This window comes from Actinomycetota bacterium (assembly GCA_012837825.1).
In the GTDB taxonomy this organism is placed as follows: Bacteria; Actinomycetota; Humimicrobiia; order Humimicrobiales; family Humimicrobiaceae; genus Humimicrobium.
This window is the reverse complement of the sequence record DUQM01000074.1, coordinates 1-19,171: the sequence shown is the minus strand read 5'-3', so window position 1 is coordinate 19,171 and position 19,171 is coordinate 1. Positions and strand designations below refer to the sequence as shown.

The 19,171-nt window shown below is 36.6% G+C and carries 18 protein-coding genes; 15 read left to right on the top strand and 3 right to left on the bottom strand.

Annotation, left to right across the window (positions count from 1 at the left end; genetic code table 11):
* The 11 genes from GXZ93_05840 to GXZ93_05790 form a co-directional block, all read left to right on the top strand.
* On the top strand, positions 1–401 hold a 401-nt coding region (locus GXZ93_05840; protein ID HHT79299.1), incomplete at its 5' end, for a hypothetical protein.
* 211 nt (positions 402–612) lie between these two features.
* Positions 613–1,773: a cysteine desulfurase NifS gene (gene nifS, locus GXZ93_05835; GenBank protein ID HHT79298.1), complete on the top strand. Its 1,161-nt coding sequence runs from the start codon at positions 613–615 to the stop codon at positions 1,771–1,773.
* Positions 1,761–2,861 (top strand): tRNA 2-thiouridine(34) synthase MnmA, encoded by a 1,101-nt coding sequence (gene mnmA / locus GXZ93_05830; GenBank protein HHT79297.1) that lies wholly within the window; start codon positions 1,761–1,763, stop codon positions 2,859–2,861. The genes nifS and mnmA overlap by 13 nt, the downstream gene beginning before the upstream one ends.
* 270 nt (positions 2,862–3,131) lie before the next feature.
* Entirely contained in the window at positions 3,132–3,944 is an 813-nt protein-coding gene (larE, locus tag GXZ93_05825) for an ATP-dependent sacrificial sulfur transferase LarE (GenBank protein ID HHT79296.1), read from the top strand.
* Positions 3,945–3,956: 12 nt separating this feature from the next.
* Positions 3,957–5,264 carry an O-acetylhomoserine aminocarboxypropyltransferase/cysteine synthase gene (locus GXZ93_05820; GenBank protein HHT79295.1) on the top strand — a complete coding sequence of 436 codons (1,308 nt, stop codon included), beginning with the start codon at positions 3,957–3,959 and terminating at the stop codon, positions 5,262–5,264.
* 174 nt (positions 5,265–5,438) lie between these two features.
* A complete protein-coding gene (cysK, locus tag GXZ93_05815) occupies positions 5,439–6,362 on the top strand; it encodes a cysteine synthase A (protein ID HHT79294.1) in 924 nt (307 codons plus the stop codon).
* 141 nt (positions 6,363–6,503) lie between these two features.
* Positions 6,504–7,664 carry a homoserine O-acetyltransferase gene (locus tag GXZ93_05810; GenBank protein HHT79293.1) on the top strand — a complete coding sequence of 387 codons (1,161 nt, stop codon included), beginning with the start codon at positions 6,504–6,506 and terminating at the stop codon, positions 7,662–7,664.
* A gap of 34 nt (positions 7,665–7,698) precedes the next feature.
* On the top strand, positions 7,699–7,875 hold the full coding sequence (locus tag GXZ93_05805) for a hypothetical protein (protein HHT79292.1): 177 nt from the start codon (positions 7,699–7,701) through the stop codon (positions 7,873–7,875).
* Positions 7,854–8,282, top strand: a complete 429-nt coding sequence (locus tag GXZ93_05800; GenBank protein ID HHT79291.1) for a methionine biosynthesis protein MetW — start codon at positions 7,854–7,856, stop codon at positions 8,280–8,282. The genes GXZ93_05805 and GXZ93_05800 overlap by 22 nt, the downstream gene beginning before the upstream one ends.
* Positions 8,283–8,441: 159 nt before the next feature.
* Entirely contained in the window at positions 8,442–9,773 is a 1,332-nt protein-coding gene (rmuC, locus tag GXZ93_05795; GenBank protein ID HHT79290.1) for a DNA recombination protein RmuC, read from the top strand.
* A gap of 262 nt (positions 9,774–10,035) precedes the next feature.
* Complete coding sequence (locus GXZ93_05790) at positions 10,036–11,511, top strand: hypothetical protein (GenBank protein ID HHT79289.1); 1,476 nt, start codon at positions 10,036–10,038, stop codon at positions 11,509–11,511.
* Positions 11,512–11,669: 158 nt separating this feature from the next.
* On the opposite strand, the gene GXZ93_05785 is transcribed toward GXZ93_05790, so the two are convergent.
* Complete coding sequence (locus GXZ93_05785) at positions 11,670–12,113, bottom strand: zinc-ribbon domain-containing protein (GenBank protein ID HHT79288.1); 444 nt, start codon at positions 12,111–12,113, stop codon at positions 11,670–11,672.
* Between the two features lie 577 nt (positions 12,114–12,690).
* On the opposite strand from GXZ93_05785, the gene GXZ93_05780 reads away from it, so the two are divergent.
* The 4 genes from GXZ93_05780 (at position 12,691) to GXZ93_05765 (ending at position 17,782) form a co-directional block, all read left to right on the top strand.
* A complete protein-coding gene (locus GXZ93_05780; protein HHT79287.1) occupies positions 12,691–14,184 on the top strand; it encodes a sugar ABC transporter ATP-binding protein in 1,494 nt (497 codons plus the stop codon).
* A complete protein-coding gene (locus tag GXZ93_05775) occupies positions 14,181–15,245 on the top strand; it encodes an ABC transporter permease (GenBank protein HHT79286.1) in 1,065 nt (354 codons plus the stop codon). Before GXZ93_05780 ends, GXZ93_05775 begins: the two co-directional genes overlap by 4 nt.
* A 160-nt stretch (positions 15,246–15,405) precedes the next feature.
* A complete protein-coding gene (locus GXZ93_05770) occupies positions 15,406–16,629 on the top strand; it encodes a sugar ABC transporter substrate-binding protein (GenBank protein ID HHT79285.1) in 1,224 nt (407 codons plus the stop codon).
* Positions 16,630–16,939: 310 nt separating this feature from the next.
* Complete coding sequence (locus tag GXZ93_05765) at positions 16,940–17,782, top strand: sugar phosphate isomerase/epimerase (GenBank protein ID HHT79284.1); 843 nt, start codon at positions 16,940–16,942, stop codon at positions 17,780–17,782.
* A 125-nt stretch (positions 17,783–17,907) separates the two neighbouring features.
* Here GXZ93_05765 and GXZ93_05760 read toward each other — a convergent pair whose 3' ends face one another.
* Together GXZ93_05760 and GXZ93_05755 are read right to left on the bottom strand one after the other, a co-directional pair.
* The gene (locus GXZ93_05760) at positions 17,908–18,555 is read right to left on the bottom strand and encodes an ROK family protein (GenBank protein ID HHT79283.1); all 648 of its coding nucleotides are present in this window, start codon (positions 18,553–18,555) and stop codon (positions 17,908–17,910) included.
* Positions 18,458–19,147: an ROK family transcriptional regulator gene (locus GXZ93_05755; protein ID HHT79282.1), complete on the bottom strand. Its 690-nt coding sequence runs from the start codon at positions 19,145–19,147 to the stop codon at positions 18,458–18,460. The genes GXZ93_05760 and GXZ93_05755 overlap by 98 nt, the downstream gene beginning before the upstream one ends.
* Between the last annotated feature and the right edge of the window lie 24 nt (positions 19,148–19,171).

Below are 19,171 nucleotides of genomic sequence, written 5' to 3'. Positions count from 1 at the left end.
ACTATTATTTGTGTATGTCCTATAATTCCCAAATAGGTAAAATTCTGAGATTAATAACCTGTAATAAAAATATTTTACTTGAACCTACAAGAGATGGATTACTGATTGAAAATAATAGTAAAATTGGATTAAGAATAACTGTAAACAATGAGAAAGGTCAGTTTTATTATTCAACTGATGAAAAAAACTGGCTGAAGATAGGAGAACTTTTAGATATGAGCAAATTATCTGATGATTATATTGGTGGTAAAGCTTTTACAGGGACTTTTATCGGAATATGTTGCCAGGATTTAACAGGAGAAAATAAATATGCTGATTTTGATTATTTTAAATATGAAGAATTTGATCTAAATCCCATAAGTTACACCCATTTCAACCAAGCTAACTGCCAAACAAAATAATTGACAAACCCTCCCAATTTTATATTATTACCACTAATTTAATAGCAATAATAGTAATTAGGATATTTTAAGTCTTTTAATCAATTATTTTATTTCTATTATTTCAGTTCACTTTTTCTGAATTTGGTTATATTTTAATAATTGAAGTGATTTTGTTTTATATAATAATACTATTTTTAAACGATTAAGAAGGAATGTTTTTTGGAGTGAAATGAAAAGAATATATCTTGATTATGCAGCTACTACACCTCTTGATCCGGAAGTATTTGAAAAAATGAAAATATTTGCAAGTCGGATTTTCGGCAACCCTTCAAGTCTCCATTTTTTTGGCAGGGAAGCCGGAAAAGCTCTTGACGAATCCCGAAAACAGATTGCCTCTCTTATAAATGCAAAATCTGAAGAAATAATTTTTACATCCGGAGGAACTGAAAGCGATAATCTGGCGATAAAGGGAGTTGCTTTTGCCAACAGGAAAAAAGGCAATCATATAATTACTTCTACGATAGAGCATCGTGCCGTCCATGAAACCTGCAAATATTTAAAGACATGCGGGTTTGATATTTCATATGTAGGAACAGATAACGATGGCATTGTCAGACCGGATGAAATAAAAAAGGCATTAAAAAAAGATACGATACTCATTTCCATAATGCATGCAAATAATGAAATAGGCAGTATACAGCCGATAGAAGAAATAGGAAAGCTCGCCCGGGAATACGGAATAATATTCCATACGGATGCCGTGCAAAGCATAGGCCATATTGGTACCGACGTGGAAATGCTAAATGTAGATCTTTTAAGTGCTTCAGCACATAAATTCTATGGTCCCAAAGGAGTAGGATTTTTATACAAAAAGAATGGCATAGTTCTTGCCTCCCAGATTCATGGTGGAAGCCATGAATTCGGTTTAAGGGCATCGACTCAGAATCTTCCGGGTATTGCAGGAATGGCCCATGCTCTTGCGATTGCAGTAAGAGAGCTTCATGCTGAAAGCAAAAGGCAGACTTATTTAAGAGATAGATTAATAAACGGCATATTAGACAATATTGCTGATACAAAACTCAACGGGCACAGGACGCAGAGACTTCCCAATAATGCAAATCTCTCCTTTTCTTTTGTCGAAGGGGAAGCAGTACTTTTGGGTCTTGATTTTGAAGGAATAGCGACATCTTCAGGCTCTGCCTGTTCTTCATCAAGTTTTGCCCCCTCCCATGTTCTTGAAGCAATAGGACTTGATGTCGAAACAGCTCGCAGCTCAGTCAGATTTTCTTTAGGCAAGTATACGACAGAAGAAGATATTGATTTTACGATAAATAGTCTAAAAAAGATAATAACAAGATTGAGAAAAATGTCGCCTTTATGCAGGAATTAAAAAAAGAAAAAATACTTGTAGCCATGAGCGGCGGAGTTGACAGCTCTGTTGCTGCATCCCTGCTTTTAAAAGATGGTTTTGATATTGCCGGTGTAACCATGAGACTCGGTATTAGTGATTGTTCTGGTCGTGATGGTGATTTTGGAGCCGGTCCTGATGATAATAATATTAAAGATGCCGGAGCCATTTGTGAAAAGCTGGGTATCCCGCATTATGTTTTTGATTATTCAAAAGAGCTTGAAGAAAATGTCATAAAAAATTTTATTAATACATATCTTGAAGGGCAGACACCCAACCCTTGTATTGAATGCAATAAATTAATCAAATTCGGGCTGCTTGTTGAAAAGGCTCTACTTATGGGTTTTGACTATTTTGCTACCGGACATTATGCATCGATAATTTTACGAAACGGAAACTACTTTATCGGCAAAGCTACAGACGGCACAAAAGACCAATCGTATTTTCTTTACGGGATTGGAAAAGAAAAACTGCCGTTTTTAAAGTTTCCTTTATCAGACTACAAAAAAGAAGAAGTAAAAAAGATATCGCAGAAAACAGGCCTTGATCTTCATGAAAAAAAAGAAAGCCAGGAAATCTGTTTTATAAAAAACAAAAATTATCATGAATTCATAAAAGACAGGCTCGGAAAAGATTTTGGCAAAGAGGGAAATATCCTGGATGTGAACGGAAAAGTAATAGGCAGACACAAAGGTGTTGCTTTTTATACTATAGGGCAGAGAAAAGGATTCGGGATAAGTCACGAGAAGCCGTTGTATGTCAATTCAATCAATATTGATAAAAACGAGATTGTAGTAGGGGAAAGAAGTCATCTTGCAAAAAAAGGACTTATTGTTACCGATCTTAACTGGTTTACTGATGAGATGCCTGACAGAGCTCTGGCTAAAATAAGATATAACCATAAAGAAGTCCAATGCAGTATTGTTAAAAATCCTGATGAAAATATTTATGTAAATTTCTCTGTTCCGCAGGAATCGGTAACGCCGGGACAGTCTGTTGTCTTCTATGATATATCTGATGGCAAAACAGTTCTTGGAGGAGGAAGAATAGCAAGGGGGATGGAACTTTAATGAGAATTTCAACAAGGTCAAGATATGGACTAAGAAAATCCGAGAGAGATAATCAAACCTCTTGAAGAGGATCTGTATTTAATTAAATGTGTCAGGGAAAAAGAAATCTGCAGGAAGGCTGATGGGTATGCAAGTCATGATATATGGGAATTGCCTGGGAAAAAGATTGCTGATTTTCCTGATACTATTGCCTTGACAGATCTTTTGCAAATGCAGAAGGGAAAAACTGCGGAATTGCCTGAATGTATAATCTGACAAAATAATATAAGTATGAAAATAGAAAATAAAAATCTTCAGAAAAAATATAGCAAGCTAACTGAGGAGTTGAAAAAATACGGTTCTGCTGCTGTTGCATTTTCCGGCGGGATCGACAGCACTTTTCTTTTATTTGCAGCCAGGGAGGCGCTTGAAGGAAATGTTGTTGCGCTTACCGCTTCATCCATGGTTTTTCCGAAAAACGAAAGGAAGGCTGCCTCTGCAATTGCAGAAAAAATAAGAGTCAATCATGAAATAGTAGATATTGATCTGGAGTCAAATTTAGAGTTTTTAAAAAACGATAGCCGGAGATGTTATTACTGTAAAAAGACAATAATGCAAAATTTAAAAGAGGTTGCAGCCAAAAAGACAATAAAAGTTTTGCTTGAAGGCTCCAATGCTGATGATGAAAATGATTACAGGCCGGGATTTAAGGCGGTCAGGGAACTGGGAGTCATAAGTCCGCTGAAGAAGTTTGGACTAACAAAATCGGAGATTACAGAACTTTCAGAAAGTTATAATCTTATTAATGAAAACAAAAGTCCATTTTCCTGTCTTGCTACAAGGATTGCTTATGGTATTAAAATAGAGAAGAAAATACTTGAAAGAATTGAAAGCCTTGAAAATTATCTCAGTGAAAACGGCCTGAATAATGTCAGGGTAAGGCATCATGGAGATATTGTCAGAATTGAAACTGATATAAGGGATTTTGAAAAAATAATAAAAGAAGAATTAAGGCAGAATATATTAATTAAGTTTTATTCTTCCGGTTACAAATATGTAACATTTGATCTGGAAGGATTTTTGAGTGGAAGCATGAACAAGTAAAAAGGTGAAAATATGTCAGATAAAAACAAAGAAGAAAAAAAATTTCATGAGGAGACAATAGCTCTGCATGGAGGACAGGAGACCGATCTGTCAACCGGAGCAAGAGCAGTTCCCATCTATCAGACAACATCATACAGTTTCAGGGATTCCAAACATGCAGCAGATCTTTTTGCTCTTGCTGAATCCGGAAATATCTATACCAGGCTGATGAATCCTACCACTGATGTTTTTGAAAAAAGAATGGCTCTTCTTGACGGGGGAGTCGGGGCGCTTGCTGTTGCAAGCGGACAGGCAGCTATTGCGATTGCTATTCTTAATATTGCCGGAGCAGGAGATGAAATAGTATCGGCCGATAATCTGTACGGAGGGACATATAATCTGTTCCATAATACTTTTGCAAGAATTGGGATCAAGGTACATTTTGTGAATTCCCAGGATATCAGCGCTTTTGAAAAAGCTATAAATAAAAAAACAAAAGCAATTTATGCAGAATCCATGGGAAACCCCAAGCTTGATGTAACGGATTTCGAAAAAGTATCTGAAATTGCCAGGAAAAACAGAATACCTTTTATTCTTGATAATACTGTTTCGCCCTGTATCTTCAAGCCATTTGAGCACGGAGTTGATATTGCGGTTTACTCAGCAACAAAATTCATTGGAGGGCATGGAACCTCTCTTGGAGGAGTTATAGTTGATTCAGGAAATTTTGACTGGGAAAAAGGGAACTTCCCATTAATAACAGCGCCTGAGCCCGGTTATCACGGACTTGAGTTTGTAAAAGCTTTAAAAAAGCAGGGCAATATTGCATATATAGCAAAAGCAAGGCTTGTTCTTTTGAGAGATCTGGGATCTGCTATTTCACCTTTTAATTCTTTCCTGATGCTTCAGGGCCTGGAGACATTGCCTCTCAGAATGGAAAGACATTGTAAAAATGCGCTTGCTGTCGCCGGCTATCTTAAGAATCATAAATATGTAAGATGGGTAAATTATCCGGGGTTGGATGACAGTCCGCAGAAAGCAAAAGTTGACAAATATCTAAGAGGCAGAGCCGGAGCTATAATAGGATTTGGAATAAAAGGCGGAGCCGCTGCCGGATCCGGGTTTATTGACTCGCTCAGACTGATATCCCATCTTGCAAATATCGGTGATGCAAAAACGCTTGCAATTCATCCGGCAAGCACAACTCATCAGCAGCTGTCTGAGGAGGAAAGGATTTCCACCGGAGTGACATCAGACTTCATCAGACTTTCTGTAGGTCTTGAAAACGTAGAGGATATTCTCAGCGATCTGGATCAGGCTCTCGGAAAATCCCAAAAATAAAGACGGCAGAGTTTTCCAGCCGGCAGGATGTTTTTTAGTTAATCAGGTAATTAAAAAATACAGGTCAGGACCATAATAATGGATTACAAAAAATTATGATTTTTTAAAAATAATTTCATAAAAAATTTTGACAGCTTGATATTTTATTTTTTATTAATATGGGGGCAATATTTAATGGCAAATATTTATGAAGACATAACAAAAACAATAGGCAACACTCCTCTTGTAAAAATAAATAATATTTCTTCGGGCCTGGACGCCACGATTCTTGCGAAAATAGAGTCTTTTAATCCTCTTTCAAGCGTAAAAGACAGAATAGGCGTTGCAATGATTGAAGATGCAGAAGAAAAAGGGCTGATAAATAAAGGATCTGTGATAATTGAACCTACAAGTGGAAATACAGGAATCGGTCTTGCATTTGCATGTGCAGCGAAAGGCTACAAACTGGTTCTAACCATGCCTGATACAATGAGTGTTGAAAGAAGGCGGCTTTTGAAGTTTCTGGGTGCCGAAGTTATTCTTACGGAGGGTAGCCAGGGGATGACCGGAGCAATAAAAAAAGCAGAAGAACTTGCATTAAGCAAAAAAAATAGCTTTATTCCTCAGCAATTCTGCAATCCTGCAAATCCTGAAACACACAGAAAGACTACTGCAGGTGAAATAATTAAAGATACCGACGGAAAAGTTGACTTTTTTATTGCGTGCATAGGTACCGGCGGAACAATAACGGGTGTCGGCGAGGTATTAAAAAGAGAACTGGGCAAGGTAAAAATAATAGGTGTAGAACCGGAAGATTCTCCGGTGCTTACAAAAGGTATAGCCGGATCTCACAAAATACAGGGTATCGGGGCAGATTTTGTTCCCGAAATTCTTAACAGAGACATTATTGATGAAATTATTGCTGTTGCCGGTGAAAATGCAGGAAATATTGCAAGAGAGCTTGCAAGAAAAGAAGGAATACTTGCGGGCATTTCAAGCGGGGCAGCTATGTGGGCTGCTCTTGAAGTCGGAAAAAGACCTGAAAGCAGAGGGAAGAATATCGTTGTCCTGCTTCCGGATTCCGGGGAAAGATATCTTTCCACATGGCTTTTCCAATAATGAGCCCAGCGATAGGGAAGTGTAATTGATTTATTGTATGGTAATGGGGTTTTTCACCTGACAAGCATTGATTGTGCTTTTAAAACCAAACATACTATTAAAAGTTTTTTAATTTTAAGGAGATAAAGTTTGTCAGAATATATATCTGAGAGCACTGATTTTAAAAACAGTGTGGGTATAGTAAAAACAGAATTTTTCCATTTTGCCGATTCGCCGGATGAACTTGTGCTATCAAACGGATTCAGGCTGGGTCCCATTGATGTAGCCTATGAAACATATGGGAATCTTTCAGAGAAAAAAGACAATGCCATCCTTATATTCCATGCTTTGTCAGGAGATGCCCATGCTGCCGGTTTCAATAGCGCCGATGAAAAGAAACCGGGATGGTGGGATATCATGATAGGGCCTTCAAAACCTATAGATACTGACAGATATTTTGTAATATGTGCAAATGTAATCGGGGGCTGCAAAGGTTCAACCGGCCCTTCTTCAATAAATCCACAGACCGGCGCTCCTTACGGCATATCGTTTCCAATAATATCAGTGAAAGACATGGTGGCGGTTCAGAAAAAATTAATTGATTATCTCGGGATAGAGAAGCTTCACTGCATAATAGGGGGATCCATGGGAGGGATGCAGGCTTTGCAGTGGCTTGTGTCATATCCAAAAACTGCAAAAGGAGCGATGATTATTGCTACATCGCCAAAACATACTGCGCAGGAAATTGCATTTAACACTGTTGGCAGATATTCAATTATAACTGATCCGAACTGGAATAATGGTAATTATTATGGAAAAAGTCTTCCAAAGACAGGTTTGTCAGTTGCCAGAATGATAGGACACATAACATATCTGAGCGAGGAAGCCATGACGCGGAAATTTGGAAGAAAGACAATCGAAAACAAAACAGGCAGGGAAGAGTTTGGGCAGCTGGCTGATTTTACAAAGGAGTTTGAGGTTGAGAGCTATCTTCAATACCAGAGTGAAAGTTTTATTAAAAGATTTGATGCAAATTCCTATCTTTATATAACAAAGGCTATTGATAATTTTGATGCAAGTGACGGATATACAGGACTTTCTGAAGCTCTCAAAGAAGTAGAAGCCAAATGCTTTGTGCTATCATTTACTTCTGACTGGCTTTATCCCAAAGAGCAGTCATTAAAAATAGTCAGAGCCTTGAAAATAAATGGTATTGATACATCATATGCCAATCTTGAGTCGGCTTTTGGGCATGATGCTTTTCTTATAGATGATGAAAGGTTAAAGAAAATATTTGCAGGATTTCTTTGCTCAATAAAATAATCATATAAACAGTTGTGTGGATGAAAGTAGAAAAATGAAAAAATTTGAAGTCATAGGAAAATGGATAAAACATGGCAGCAAAGTGCTTGTGCTGGGATGTGGAGAAGGAGAGCTTATAAATTATCTTCAGAAAAAATCTGATGCCAGGGTTTTCGGACTTGATATTGACGAAAAAAGGTTTTTGAGGCTATTTCAAAAGGACTGTCCGTAATCCAGGGCGATATTAATTGTGACCTTGATGATTATTCTGAAAAATCCTTTGATCATATAATTGCCCATGACATTATCCAGATAATGGATAAGCCGGATGAGATAATCAGAAAACTGCTGAAGCTGTCTGATAATGTAATAGTCAGCTTTCCTAATTTTGCATATATAAAAATAAGGCTGGGTGTTCTTTTTTCCGGGAGAATGCCAAAGACAAGCGTTCTGCCTTATGAATGGTATGATACTCCGAATATACACCTTTTTACTATCAGGGATTTTAAGGTATTCTGCCGCAAAGAAAATATAAAAATAACAGGAGAACATTACACTGGTATTGGCAAGAAAACAATTCCCGTCTGCATGATACCCAATCTGCTGGCCGAGTTCTCTTATTTCAGGCTTACAGAGTAGTCAGGAGTATATAGTATTTTGAAAAACAAATTGTATTTTAATATATTATAAGAGTGCTGTTATCTAAATTTTTTAAATTTGATAAAAATCTTCACTCTCAAATTTTTAAATTTTAAAAAATAAAAGTATCAGATTAATTGTAAAAACACGGGAGAATAAATGACCGATATGCTATTTATTATATTGCTGGTGATATTAATATTAATATCTATTGCCATCCTATTAATGCAGATTATAAAAAAATCTTCTTCTCATGAAAAAAAGATCCATGAATTATTAACCTTAATCGACAGGGATCAGGAAAGAATTGAAAAATCAGTCAAGGATGAGATTTCAAGAAACAGGATTGAAAATGCACAGATCCTAAAAGACACAAGGGAAGAACTTAGAGAATCATTTAAAATTTTTAATGAAAGCACGGATAAAAGAATGTCGGACTTTTCCGGCAGGCAGACGGAAAGTTTTGAATTATTCTCAAAAAAGCTTACCGAGTTGACAGATAAGAATGAATTTAAGATAGAACAGGTAAGACAGACAGTTGAAGGCAAGCTTGAAAATATCCAGAAGGATAATAGCGAAAAACTGGAAAAGATGAGGCAGACGGTTGAGGAAAAGCTGGAAAATACTCTTGAGAAGAGGCTGGGTGAAAAGTTTAAACTGGTAAGTGACTGGCTTGAGCAGGTAAATAAAGGTCTTGGAGAGATGCAGAATCTTGCATCGGGGGTCGGTGATTTAAAGAAAGTGCTTACAAATGTAAAATCAAGGGGAACCTGGGGAGAAGTTCAGCTGAGTAATCTTTTGGAGCAGATACTTATACCGGAGCAGTATGCATTAAATGTCTGTACAAAAAAAGGAAGTAGCGAAAGAGTGGAATTTGCTATAAAAATCCCCGGAAAAGATGAAAAAGTAGAATATATCTGGTTGCCTATTGACGCAAAATTTCCGATAGAAGATTATCAGAAACTGATTGAAGCTCAGGAAAATGCTGATATTGAGATGATTGAAAAACTTGGAAAGGCACTGGAAGCAAGGATAAAATCCGAGGCAAAAGATATTAAGGACAAATATCTTGACCCGCCCTATACTACCGACTTTGCAATATTGTTTCTGCCAGTTGAAGGATTGTATGCTGAAGTGATAAGGAGAGCAGGGCTTGTTGAGTATCTTCAGGGAAGCTGCAGGGTAGTTATTGCGGGGCCTACAACGATTGCTGCGCTTTTGAATAGCCTGCAGATGGGATTCAAAACACTTGCAATCGAAAAAAGGACAAGTGAAGTATGGGAAATACTGGGCACCGTTAAAAAAGAATTCGGCAAATTCGGCGACATACTTGATAAAACACGTAAGAAACTGCAGGAAGCAACCAATAATATTGAGTCTGCAACATCAAAGACAAGAAGCATAGAGCGAAAATTAAACAAGGTTCAGGCACTTCCATCAGGAGAGGATCATGGGAGCCCGGAAGATCATAAGAACCAAAGAGACGTATAATTGCCCTATATATTTAAAGAGCAAAATCAAAGGAAAAATATCCGGAAAAATCTGATTTTTTATAATAGCAATAACAGAATTTATAAATACATCTTTTAGATAATATGCTTTATGTGTATTATTTATATTAATGCAGTAAATACACCAGACTCCAGGTTGTTCTGTTGTTTTTATATATATTAATAAAAAGGAGCCAAATTATAGGCTTGCTTGATTCCCTCGGGTTTGCTCTATGGCTCTTTATACTTTTAAGAGGTGAAAAATGGCTGAAAATAAATACATAATAACTATTGACCTTGGCACTACTTTAATAAAATTCGGATTGTTTGATGAAAATCTGAGAGAAATATGTATTCATTCTTTAAGCTATGACCTGAAGATAGACGGTAATTATATTGAATTTGATGCTCTGCAATACTGGGAGCTATGTCTTAAGGGAATGGATGAGCTTCTTTTAAAATCAGGTATTAATCGTAAAAACGCCATAGTGATATCTTTAAGCAGCCAGGCTGAAACAATAGTGCCAGTTGATATCAATGGAAATCCGCTACGAAATGCAATTTCCTGGCTTGACAGTCGTTCGGCCGGAGAAGTAGATGCTATACGCCGGGAATTTGATGTTGAAAAAGCATATGGCATTACAGGCCAGCCTGATATTATTACAACCTGGCCGGCATCAAAAATACTCTGGATGAAAAGTAATGAAAAGCAGATATATGATAAAGCATATAAATTTCTTCTTCTGAAGGATTTCATCATATATAAGCTTACCGGACAGTTTGTTTCGGAGTTTTCCATTTATAATTTCAGCTATTATTTTGATATAAACAAGAAAAATTACTGGAATGAGATGCTCAAGTTTCTTGGTATTGATATTGATAAACTACCTGAGCTAAAGGAACCTGGTGAAAAAGCCGGCCTTTTGGCAAAAGAAAATTCCGAATTTCTTAATCTGGCTACAGATGTTGTTGTCAATTGCGGATGCCTTGACCAGATGGCAGGAATGATTGGTACAGGAAATATAAGGCCCGGTGTCATTGGTGAAACAACAGGTACTGTAATGGTTATTTGTGCTGTCGTAAATAAACCTAATATAAATAAATACAGGATTCCGTGTCATTATAATGCCGTAAAAAATACTTATGTGATGCTTCCCATAGTAGAAAGCGGCGGGATAAGTCTTGAATGGTTTAAGAATAATTTTGCTGACAGGATATCCTTTAAGCAAATGGATCTGGAAGTAAAAAACCTTCTTCCGCGGGCAGATGATCCTGTTTTTCTTCCTTATATAGTGGGTGTAAATTCTCCTGAATATAACCCGGATGCCAGAGGTGTGTTTTACGGATTAAGTGTTTCCCATAACAATACCCATCTTGCAAAAGCAGTCATGGAAGGCATATGCTTTATTTTAAAGAAAAACCTGAGATATCTTGGCCAGATTGATATTGAATCCGAAAAAATAATATCAAGCGGCGGCGGTTCCAATAGTGATGTCTGGAATCAGATGAAAGCGGACATACTTGATAAGGAAGTTATGGTAATGGAGTCAAAGGAAGCAGCTTCTCTGGGCTGTGCGATTCTTGGTGCGGTAGATATTGGATTTTTCTCAAATGTGGAAGAAGCTGTCAGGAAAGCTGTCAGGGTAAAAACTATCTATCAGCCGGATAATCAAAACAAATCTTACTATGAAAAACAGTATGAGCTTTTCCTGGATATTTATGACAGGCTCTATAAATAATTTTAAAACAATACCTAAAGGCTTTATAGCTTCAAGATTGAAATAACAGATATTATTTACAATAATGTTTTTTATTTATAATAAAGTCCGGCTAATATCATTTCATAAGAACCAAATATATGCGTCTTCCTGATCCTTTGGTTTGATGGGAGCCAAGATTATATGTCCCCCAGATGGAAACCGCAATACGGGCAGAACACAAAATCATCTTTAAGTACAGGTTTGCCGCACTTTATACAATCAAGAGGTTTTCTTTTTTTTGCAGTTTTGGTTTTGTCAAAATGAACTATCTTGTCACTGCCTATTTCTTCGGCAGTCAGTTCAAAGACATCCTGCATTTTATTCAATAAGGCTGCTTCATACTCATTAAAATCGCCATCTTCTTTGTAGCTGTCGTATAATTTTAAATAAAGGCTGATAATATCTTCCTTGTCAAATTTTTTCAGAACAGCAATCTCATCATTGGATATTTCCTTGTAAACAATAAGATTCATTTCTATTTTTTCAAATTTTTTATCCAGAATTGCATCACATTTTGCGCAATAAGCTGATTCTGAATTTGCCGGAAGTTCAACTCCGCATTCAGCACATTTTTCTGTCATTTTTCCTCCACTTGAATGATTTTAGTTTTTTCAACTATTTTCAATTATCAAAATGTTAATATAAAAAATATATTTAGGACTATATTTATATTTTAATTTTTTGTCAAAGCTCTTCTTTTTTCAAATGCTATCAGGAATATAAAATACCGGATTTCAAAGATTCGGCAGAGGATCTTACTGCTCCCTTTAACTTCCGGCAAATGCAGAAAAATCAGTCAGCAGATAATAGCGAAATCGGGAATCATGGCCGGAATTGGGGGAAAAAAGAGATGATGTTATAAATCTTTTTAAAGATTTGAGAAAAACCGATTGTGATTTTGTTGCTATTTTTAAGTTTTTATGTACTATAAGTCCAAAAACAAACTATTTTTGCAATATATTAAATAATTTTTTAGAATATTGTTTAATAATATTAAAATTTTTATTATATATTTTGACAACTTCCAGTTAGATAAGTAAAATACATAACATCGTAATCTTTTTTTTATAAACTTATAAACATAAAATCATATACTGATTGTGAAAAAATATTTTTATTATTTCCGAAATATAAAGAAATAAAAAGGATTAAAGAATTATGTCGAATGAAGTAATTCTTAGTTTAAAAAACATCTCCAAAACTTTTCCCGGCGTACAGGCTCTTAATAAAATATCTTTTGATTTAAGAAAAGGTGAAATTCACTGTATATGCGGTGAAAATGGCGCTGGCAAATCCACGCTTATAAAAATAATATCAGGAGCCTATCAGCCTGACCCCGGCGGGAATATTGAATTTGAGGGAAATCCTGTTAATCTGACTCATCCTTCTGTTGCCATGAAACTTGGAATGCAGACAATTTATCAGGAACATACTATTTTTCCACATCTGAGCATTACTGAAAATATTTTTGTCGGTATGGAAATCACCAATAAAGGGATGATGCGTAAAGTAGAAATGAAGAAAAAAACAGCAGAAGTTCTTGAATATCTGCGAAGCGACTTGAAACCGGATCAATTAGTAAATGAATTGTCCTCAGGCGAACAAAAAATTGTAGAGATAGCAAAAGCTTTGGTTCTGGAACGAAAAGTAATTATAATGGATGAGCCTACTTCGTCTTTTTCAGCAAATGAAATAGATAACCTGCTGGAAATAGTTAAAAAAATTAGTGAAAGAGGAATAGGAATCATTTATATTTCTCACCACCTTGAAGAAGTATTCAGAATAGCTGACAGGATAACTGTGTTAAGAGACGGATTGCATGTAATAACCTGCGATGCCAAAGACGTGGATGAACCCCAGCTAATTCGTCATATGGTTGGTCGTGATGCTTCGGCATTTTACCATAGAGATTTTTATCCAATAGGAGAGACTATCTTAAAAGTAGAAAATCTTTCAGGTAATGGCGTTAATGATGTTTCATTTGAGGTCAGGCGTGGTGAAATACTGGGATTTGCAGGAATGGTTGGTTCCGGGCGTTCTGAACTAATGACCCTTCTTTTTGGAGCTGCTGAAAAAACAGGCGGCAGGATTTATATCATGGGTAAAGAAGTGAATTTAAAGAGCCCGATTAGCGCAATTAAAAATAAAATGTGCTATATCACCGAAGACAGGCAATATACGGGATTATTTTTAATTCATACAGTAGCCCGCAATACTATTATTGCCAATATGGCCAAAACCAAAAAGTTTCTGGTTAATCCAAACAATGAGATAAAGACCGGAAATGCATTTATTGAAAGATTGGGGACAAAAGCACAAGATTCCCGTATGCTGGCCATGAATTTGTCAGGAGGCAATCAGCAAAAAGTTGTTCTGGCAAAATGGTTTAATACAGAAGGGGAGATTTACATTTTTGATGAACCAACCCGTGGAATTGATGTAGGTGCAAAGCAGGAAATCTATCAGATTATGATGAATCTTCTTAAAGAAGGAAAAGCAATAATAATGGTTTCTTCCGATATGCCCGAAATGGTATCTATGAGCGATCGTGTCATGGTAATGAAAGCCGGACGTATTGCTGGAGAACTTAAAAGGGAAGAAGTCAGCGAAGAAAACATTCTTGAGTTATCAATAGGAGGTAAAAAGATATGAAAGAATCGCCTGTTCAACAAGATAAAAGAAAATTTTCATTATTTGGAAAAGGCGAAAACTCCACAGTTATAATGATGTTGATATCTTTCTTTATAGCTATTATTTTGATTCAGCTGATTACAAGTGCAGTCTCCGGCAAAGTTGTTTACCCGTCTTTCATAAGCCCTGTCAATCTACTGAATATAATAATGCAGGTAGCTGCTGTAGGCATTATGGCTATGGGGATGACTGTTGTAATGGTAGGCGGAGGCATAGATCTCTCGGTAGGCATGTTAACATCATTTGTTACAATATTTATTGCTAAAAGCATTATAGACTGGGGAATACCGCTGTGGGGCGCACTTATACTTGTAGTGATAATTGCTGTTGCTCTGGAAACGGTAATGGGATATATAATTTCCCGATTCAGGGTAGAACCATTCATTATTACATTGGGCGGTATGATTGCATTTCGTGGTATTGCGCTGATAATCTGTAATTCACAGGAAATAAGTACCCAGGGCGCTCTTGCAGGATTGAAGACAAACCTTATTGAAGGTGCGAAAGGACCTTCAGGCCTTAACCTGACTTTCCCCATATATGTTGTAGTTTTCATAGTGATAACTATAGCGATCTGGTGGCTGATGAAATATACCAAATATGGAAGAAGGGTATATGCAGTAGGAGCGAACAGGAATGCGGCCTATCTTGCCGGCATAGGTGTTCAAAATGTTGTAATGTCCACTTATGCTTTAAATGGTTTTCTTGTAGCTATAGCGGCTATCATGCTTTTGGCTCGTGTCAATACTGCAATAATTACTGTGGGTCAGAACCTTGAAATTGATGTAATTGCTGCAACGGTTGTCGGAGGTGTTGCAATGTCAGGAGGCAAAGGAAACATCCTGGGAACTTTCGTAGGAGCTATACTTCTTGGTTCTATTGCCAATGCCATGAACATACTTCGTCTGCAAAGCGAATGGCAGTTTGTTGCAAAGGGTGTTATTATAATTGTTGCTGTTACTGCCGGAGCAATTGTTCAGGCAAGACAGGCAAGAGCACAGCTTATGAGACAAATCAAATAACTTTGAGTAATCAAAAATATTCATAATAACTTTTAGAAATGAATTTTAAATCACAAGATTAATATACCTGGATATATATGCGGCAACGGAAAAGCGTTTGCAAGCTTATATATAAATAAAAACTTATCCCTTATAATTAAAAAAGAGGAGGAAAATCAACATGAAACGAACATTATCTAAAATACTGATATTGTTATCGGTGATATCGGTATTAACTCTAATGATGGTTACCGGATGTGCTAAGGCTGCAACCGAAACAACAGCTGCCGCTGCTGAAACAACAGCCGCTGCTGCTGCTGAAACAACAGCTGCCGCCGCAGAAGAAGAGGAAGAAGTTGCGGAGGCTCAGAAATTAAGCATAGGTTTTTATGCTGATGGTGCAGATTCATATTACCAGGTAATGGTAGACACAATGAAAGCTTGTGCTGATCTTGATCCTGAATGCGACTGGACAATCGACTATAAAGTTGGCCAGAATACCGCTGCAGAACAACTTCAGGCAGTTGAGGACTTTATTACTTCAGGGTATGATGCCATTGTTGTAATACAGAACTCTCCTGATACCACTTCAGAATGTATTGAAAAATGTAAAGCTGCAGGGATACCTTACTTCGGTGCTGCTCACAGCTTTGCGTCTGCTGAAAACAGAAAAGATGCAGCAGGTTCATGCTGCTACGACTTTGTACAGGCAGGAGTTTATGCCGGTGAAGACGCTATGAACAGAGGCGTTAAAAAAGTTATCATGATTGAAGGTCAGCTTGGTCAGGGTAGTGCCAGTGCTCAGACAGAAGGTTTCCTGAGAGCATATGAGGATGCCGGAAAGAGCCTTGGCGGAGTTACAGCCCAGGAATTAGCTGCAAATAAAACTGAAGCCAAACAAGACGGCAGCCAGGACATAGAAGTTATATTCTGGGCTTCCGGCGGATGGTTCTCAGATCCTGCACAGAAAGCAATGACAGATGCGATCACTTCTTTTGGCGCTGATGGTTTCGACGGTGCTTATGTTCAGAACGATCCTATGATGGAAGGCGTTCTGCTTGCAATGGAAGACGCTGGTCTTGATTCTTCCAAATACTGGCTAGGCGCATCAAATGGTAGAGAAATATCATGGCAGTGGGTAAAAGACAAAGTCATCACAATGGATGTTAACCAGACAGCAGCTCTTGAAGGCGATACACTTTATCAGCAGGTTAAAGCCTTCTTTAAAGGCGAAGAATATAGAAAGTATATTCATCCATATCTGACTCCTTACAATATTGACGATGTCAATAATGTAGCTCTTGTTCCATTCTCAGATGTAAATGCTTATATGGACGGAAGAGAAGCTGGAGATTTCGTTCGTGATATCAATGATCCAAAATTTGTAGACCAGAAAGGATATTAATTTTACTAAATACTTACTTTTAAAAGTATTGGTAAAAAATATTTACTGGTTGACAGGGATAGGAAATAAAAACCATCTTATTCTGAGATGGTAGAAATCAGGCGGGCACACTTTTATGTATGCCCGCCTTTTTTAATATGATGAATTTGACAATACTAAATCTTAAATTTTTATATTCCTTGAATTTTATATTTATATAATTAATTTGAGAAAATAGTTCTTACCTCTTATATAAACCGGATGAGATTACAGTAAATGATAATTTTTATAATTGTCTTAATTTTATAAAAAACAAAAAAGTGAGGCTAATATGATTAAGTTAGGAATGCATGCCGACAATTTAAGAGTTTTAAGCGGCTCCTTCAAATCTGCAGTTGAGCTTGGCGCCAAATATAAACTGGAACATCTTGAGTTTGGTGTAATATACGGTATCTACTTTGTTCAGTCCCTTGGATATGAGCCTTCCGTTTCAATGTGGGAAAACCCAATAGAGATAAGAAGGTATGTTGAAAGCAAAGGAATGCCGATATCACAGATTGACTCCGCCTATCCTATTATGTGCACGAGCGGAAGCAATTATGGTGTTTTTTATACTCAGCAGGCAATAAGGTTTGCAAGCCATCTTGGTGCAAAAAAAGTAGTCACGACAGACAGTGCAATTATTGAAGATAATATGACAAAAGATGAGGCATTTAAAGTTGCAGTCAAAAACTATACCCAGCTGTTGAAATGGGCTGAGGATTTCAAAATTATAGTAAATATCGAGACACATGGCGCCCTGACAAATGATGCTGAATTTATGCTTAAGCTATTATCTTACTTTGAATCTGAATATCTTGGACTTAACCTTGATACAGGGAATACTTTTATATCAGGACAGATACCTCTGGATGTTTTAAAACCTTTACGAAAATATCTGACCCATTGCCATATAAAGGACGTAGGTGCTGATCTTGCAGCAGCAATAAGGGGAGAAGAAACGGGTATTGCATGCAGTGATCAGTCAGTCGGCGCCGGAGTAAATGCTGAGAATATTAAAAATGTAATTGATTTTCTTAAAGAAACAAACTGGGACGGAGAAGTTTCTGTAGAATGCAGCGGAACAGATGAAAACATGAAAAAAAGTGTTGAATGGTTAAGAAGTATTATATAAGGATGCAGACAAGGCTTTTCGACAGAGTCTGAAATTACCCATTAATTATTAATTAAAAATGGCTGCCTGTTTAGAAGCGGTAGCCATTTATTTTTCTGCCTGATATTCCCGTTTCCTTATATTTGCTAAAAATCCTTTCTTACCATATACTCATCACTTATATTAAGATTATCCAGTTTAAATATTTTTTCAAAAGCAAAGACCGATGTGCCTATAAGACCTGCTTCTTCAGGTAATTTTGTGAATTGAATATTATAATCATTTTCTACCTTTGAGAAAGTACTTTTGTAAACTGCTTCCTTTAGGACAGTGAGATATTTTTCCCCAAATGCCAGAAATTTCCCATGGATTACCACTATTTCGGGGCTAAACATTTTTATTATATTTGATATTCCTATCCCGAGGAGCCTGGCATTTTCTGTAACATGTTTTACCACCAGAGGGTCATTCTTTTTAAAAAGATCCGCCAGATAATTAAAATCAAATTCCCGGTTTTCTTTTAGGGAAGACTTTTCTCCCTTTCTTAAATCTTCTTTGATATTATCAATCAATGCTCTTGAAGAACATAGAGTTTCAAGACATCCATAATTACCGCAATGGCAAAGTTTATTACTGTCAAAGTCAGTTATTATATGCCCGACCTCTCCTGCAATTCCTTTGTTTCCGGAAAACAATTTATTGTCTATAAATACCCCCGTACCTATACCTGTCCCTGTAAATACAACAACAAAATCTCTTATATTCTGTGCAATTCCAAATTTTTTTTTCAGCAATTGCAAGTATTCTGCAAACATTATCAATATAAACCGGAATACCTGTTTTATTCTCAATTATTTCTTTCAGATTAATATTTTTCCAGCCAGTAAGGTTCGGGAAGAATACTATCATGCCTTTTTCACTATCAATAATGCCCGGTCCCTTTATTCCGATGCCAAAAATTTTTTTCCTGTCTATTTTTGTTTTTGAAATAATCTCATTAATGCTATCAAGTATTTTTTTTATTATAATTTCCGGACCCAGCCATTCTTCAGTGGGGATTGCCATTGAGTCGATGATATTGGTTCCAAGATCGGTAATCGCAAATCTCAATAGATTAGTGCCGATACTTATTGAAATTATATAGCCGGCATTGGAGTTAAACTTCAGCAAAGTTGCTCTTTTGCCGCCACTGGGCGTAGACGAACTTTTTCCTGCTTCCTCAACCAGTCCTTCGTTTATCATCTCGTTAATATATGACGAAATGGTAGGTCTGCTTATCTTAAAGAATTTTGCAATATCTGTCCTGGATATTTTTTCGTTTCTGATGATGATTTTTAATATATTCTTTTTATTAATTTCTTTAAGAGTTATAAGATTTTTTTCCATTTTCAGATTATATAAATTATTGTT

What these genes read in the sequence shown, in the direction of transcription:
- nifS (HHT79298.1), top strand. Translation starts at nt 613, where the DNA reads ATGAAAAGAATATATCTTGATTATGCAGCTACTACACCTCTTGATCCG.
- mnmA (HHT79297.1), top strand. Translation starts at nt 1,761, where the DNA reads ATGCAGGAATTAAAAAAAGAAAAAATACTTGTAGCCATGAGCGGCGGA.
- larE (HHT79296.1), top strand. Translation starts at nt 3,132, where the DNA reads ATGAAAATAGAAAATAAAAATCTTCAGAAAAAATATAGCAAGCTAACT.
- GXZ93_05820 (HHT79295.1), top strand. Translation starts at nt 3,957, where the DNA reads ATGTCAGATAAAAACAAAGAAGAAAAAAAATTTCATGAGGAGACAATA.
- cysK (HHT79294.1), top strand. Translation starts at nt 5,439, where the DNA reads ATGGCAAATATTTATGAAGACATAACAAAAACAATAGGCAACACTCCT.
- GXZ93_05805 (HHT79292.1), top strand. Translation starts at nt 7,699, where the DNA reads ATGAAAAAATTTGAAGTCATAGGAAAATGGATAAAACATGGCAGCAAA.
- rmuC (HHT79290.1), top strand. Translation starts at nt 8,442, where the DNA reads ATGACCGATATGCTATTTATTATATTGCTGGTGATATTAATATTAATA.
- GXZ93_05790 (HHT79289.1), top strand. Translation starts at nt 10,036, where the DNA reads ATGGCTGAAAATAAATACATAATAACTATTGACCTTGGCACTACTTTA.
- GXZ93_05785 (HHT79288.1), bottom strand. Translation starts at nt 12,113, where the DNA reads ATGACAGAAAAATGTGCTGAATGCGGAGTTGAACTTCCGGCAAATTCA.
- GXZ93_05780 (HHT79287.1), top strand. Translation starts at nt 12,691, where the DNA reads ATGTCGAATGAAGTAATTCTTAGTTTAAAAAACATCTCCAAAACTTTT.
- GXZ93_05775 (HHT79286.1), top strand. Translation starts at nt 14,181, where the DNA reads ATGAAAGAATCGCCTGTTCAACAAGATAAAAGAAAATTTTCATTATTT.
- GXZ93_05770 (HHT79285.1), top strand. Translation starts at nt 15,406, where the DNA reads ATGAAACGAACATTATCTAAAATACTGATATTGTTATCGGTGATATCG.
- GXZ93_05765 (HHT79284.1), top strand. Translation starts at nt 16,940, where the DNA reads ATGATTAAGTTAGGAATGCATGCCGACAATTTAAGAGTTTTAAGCGGC.
- GXZ93_05755 (HHT79282.1), bottom strand. Translation starts at nt 19,147, where the DNA reads ATGGAAAAAAATCTTATAACTCTTAAAGAAATTAATAAAAAGAATATA.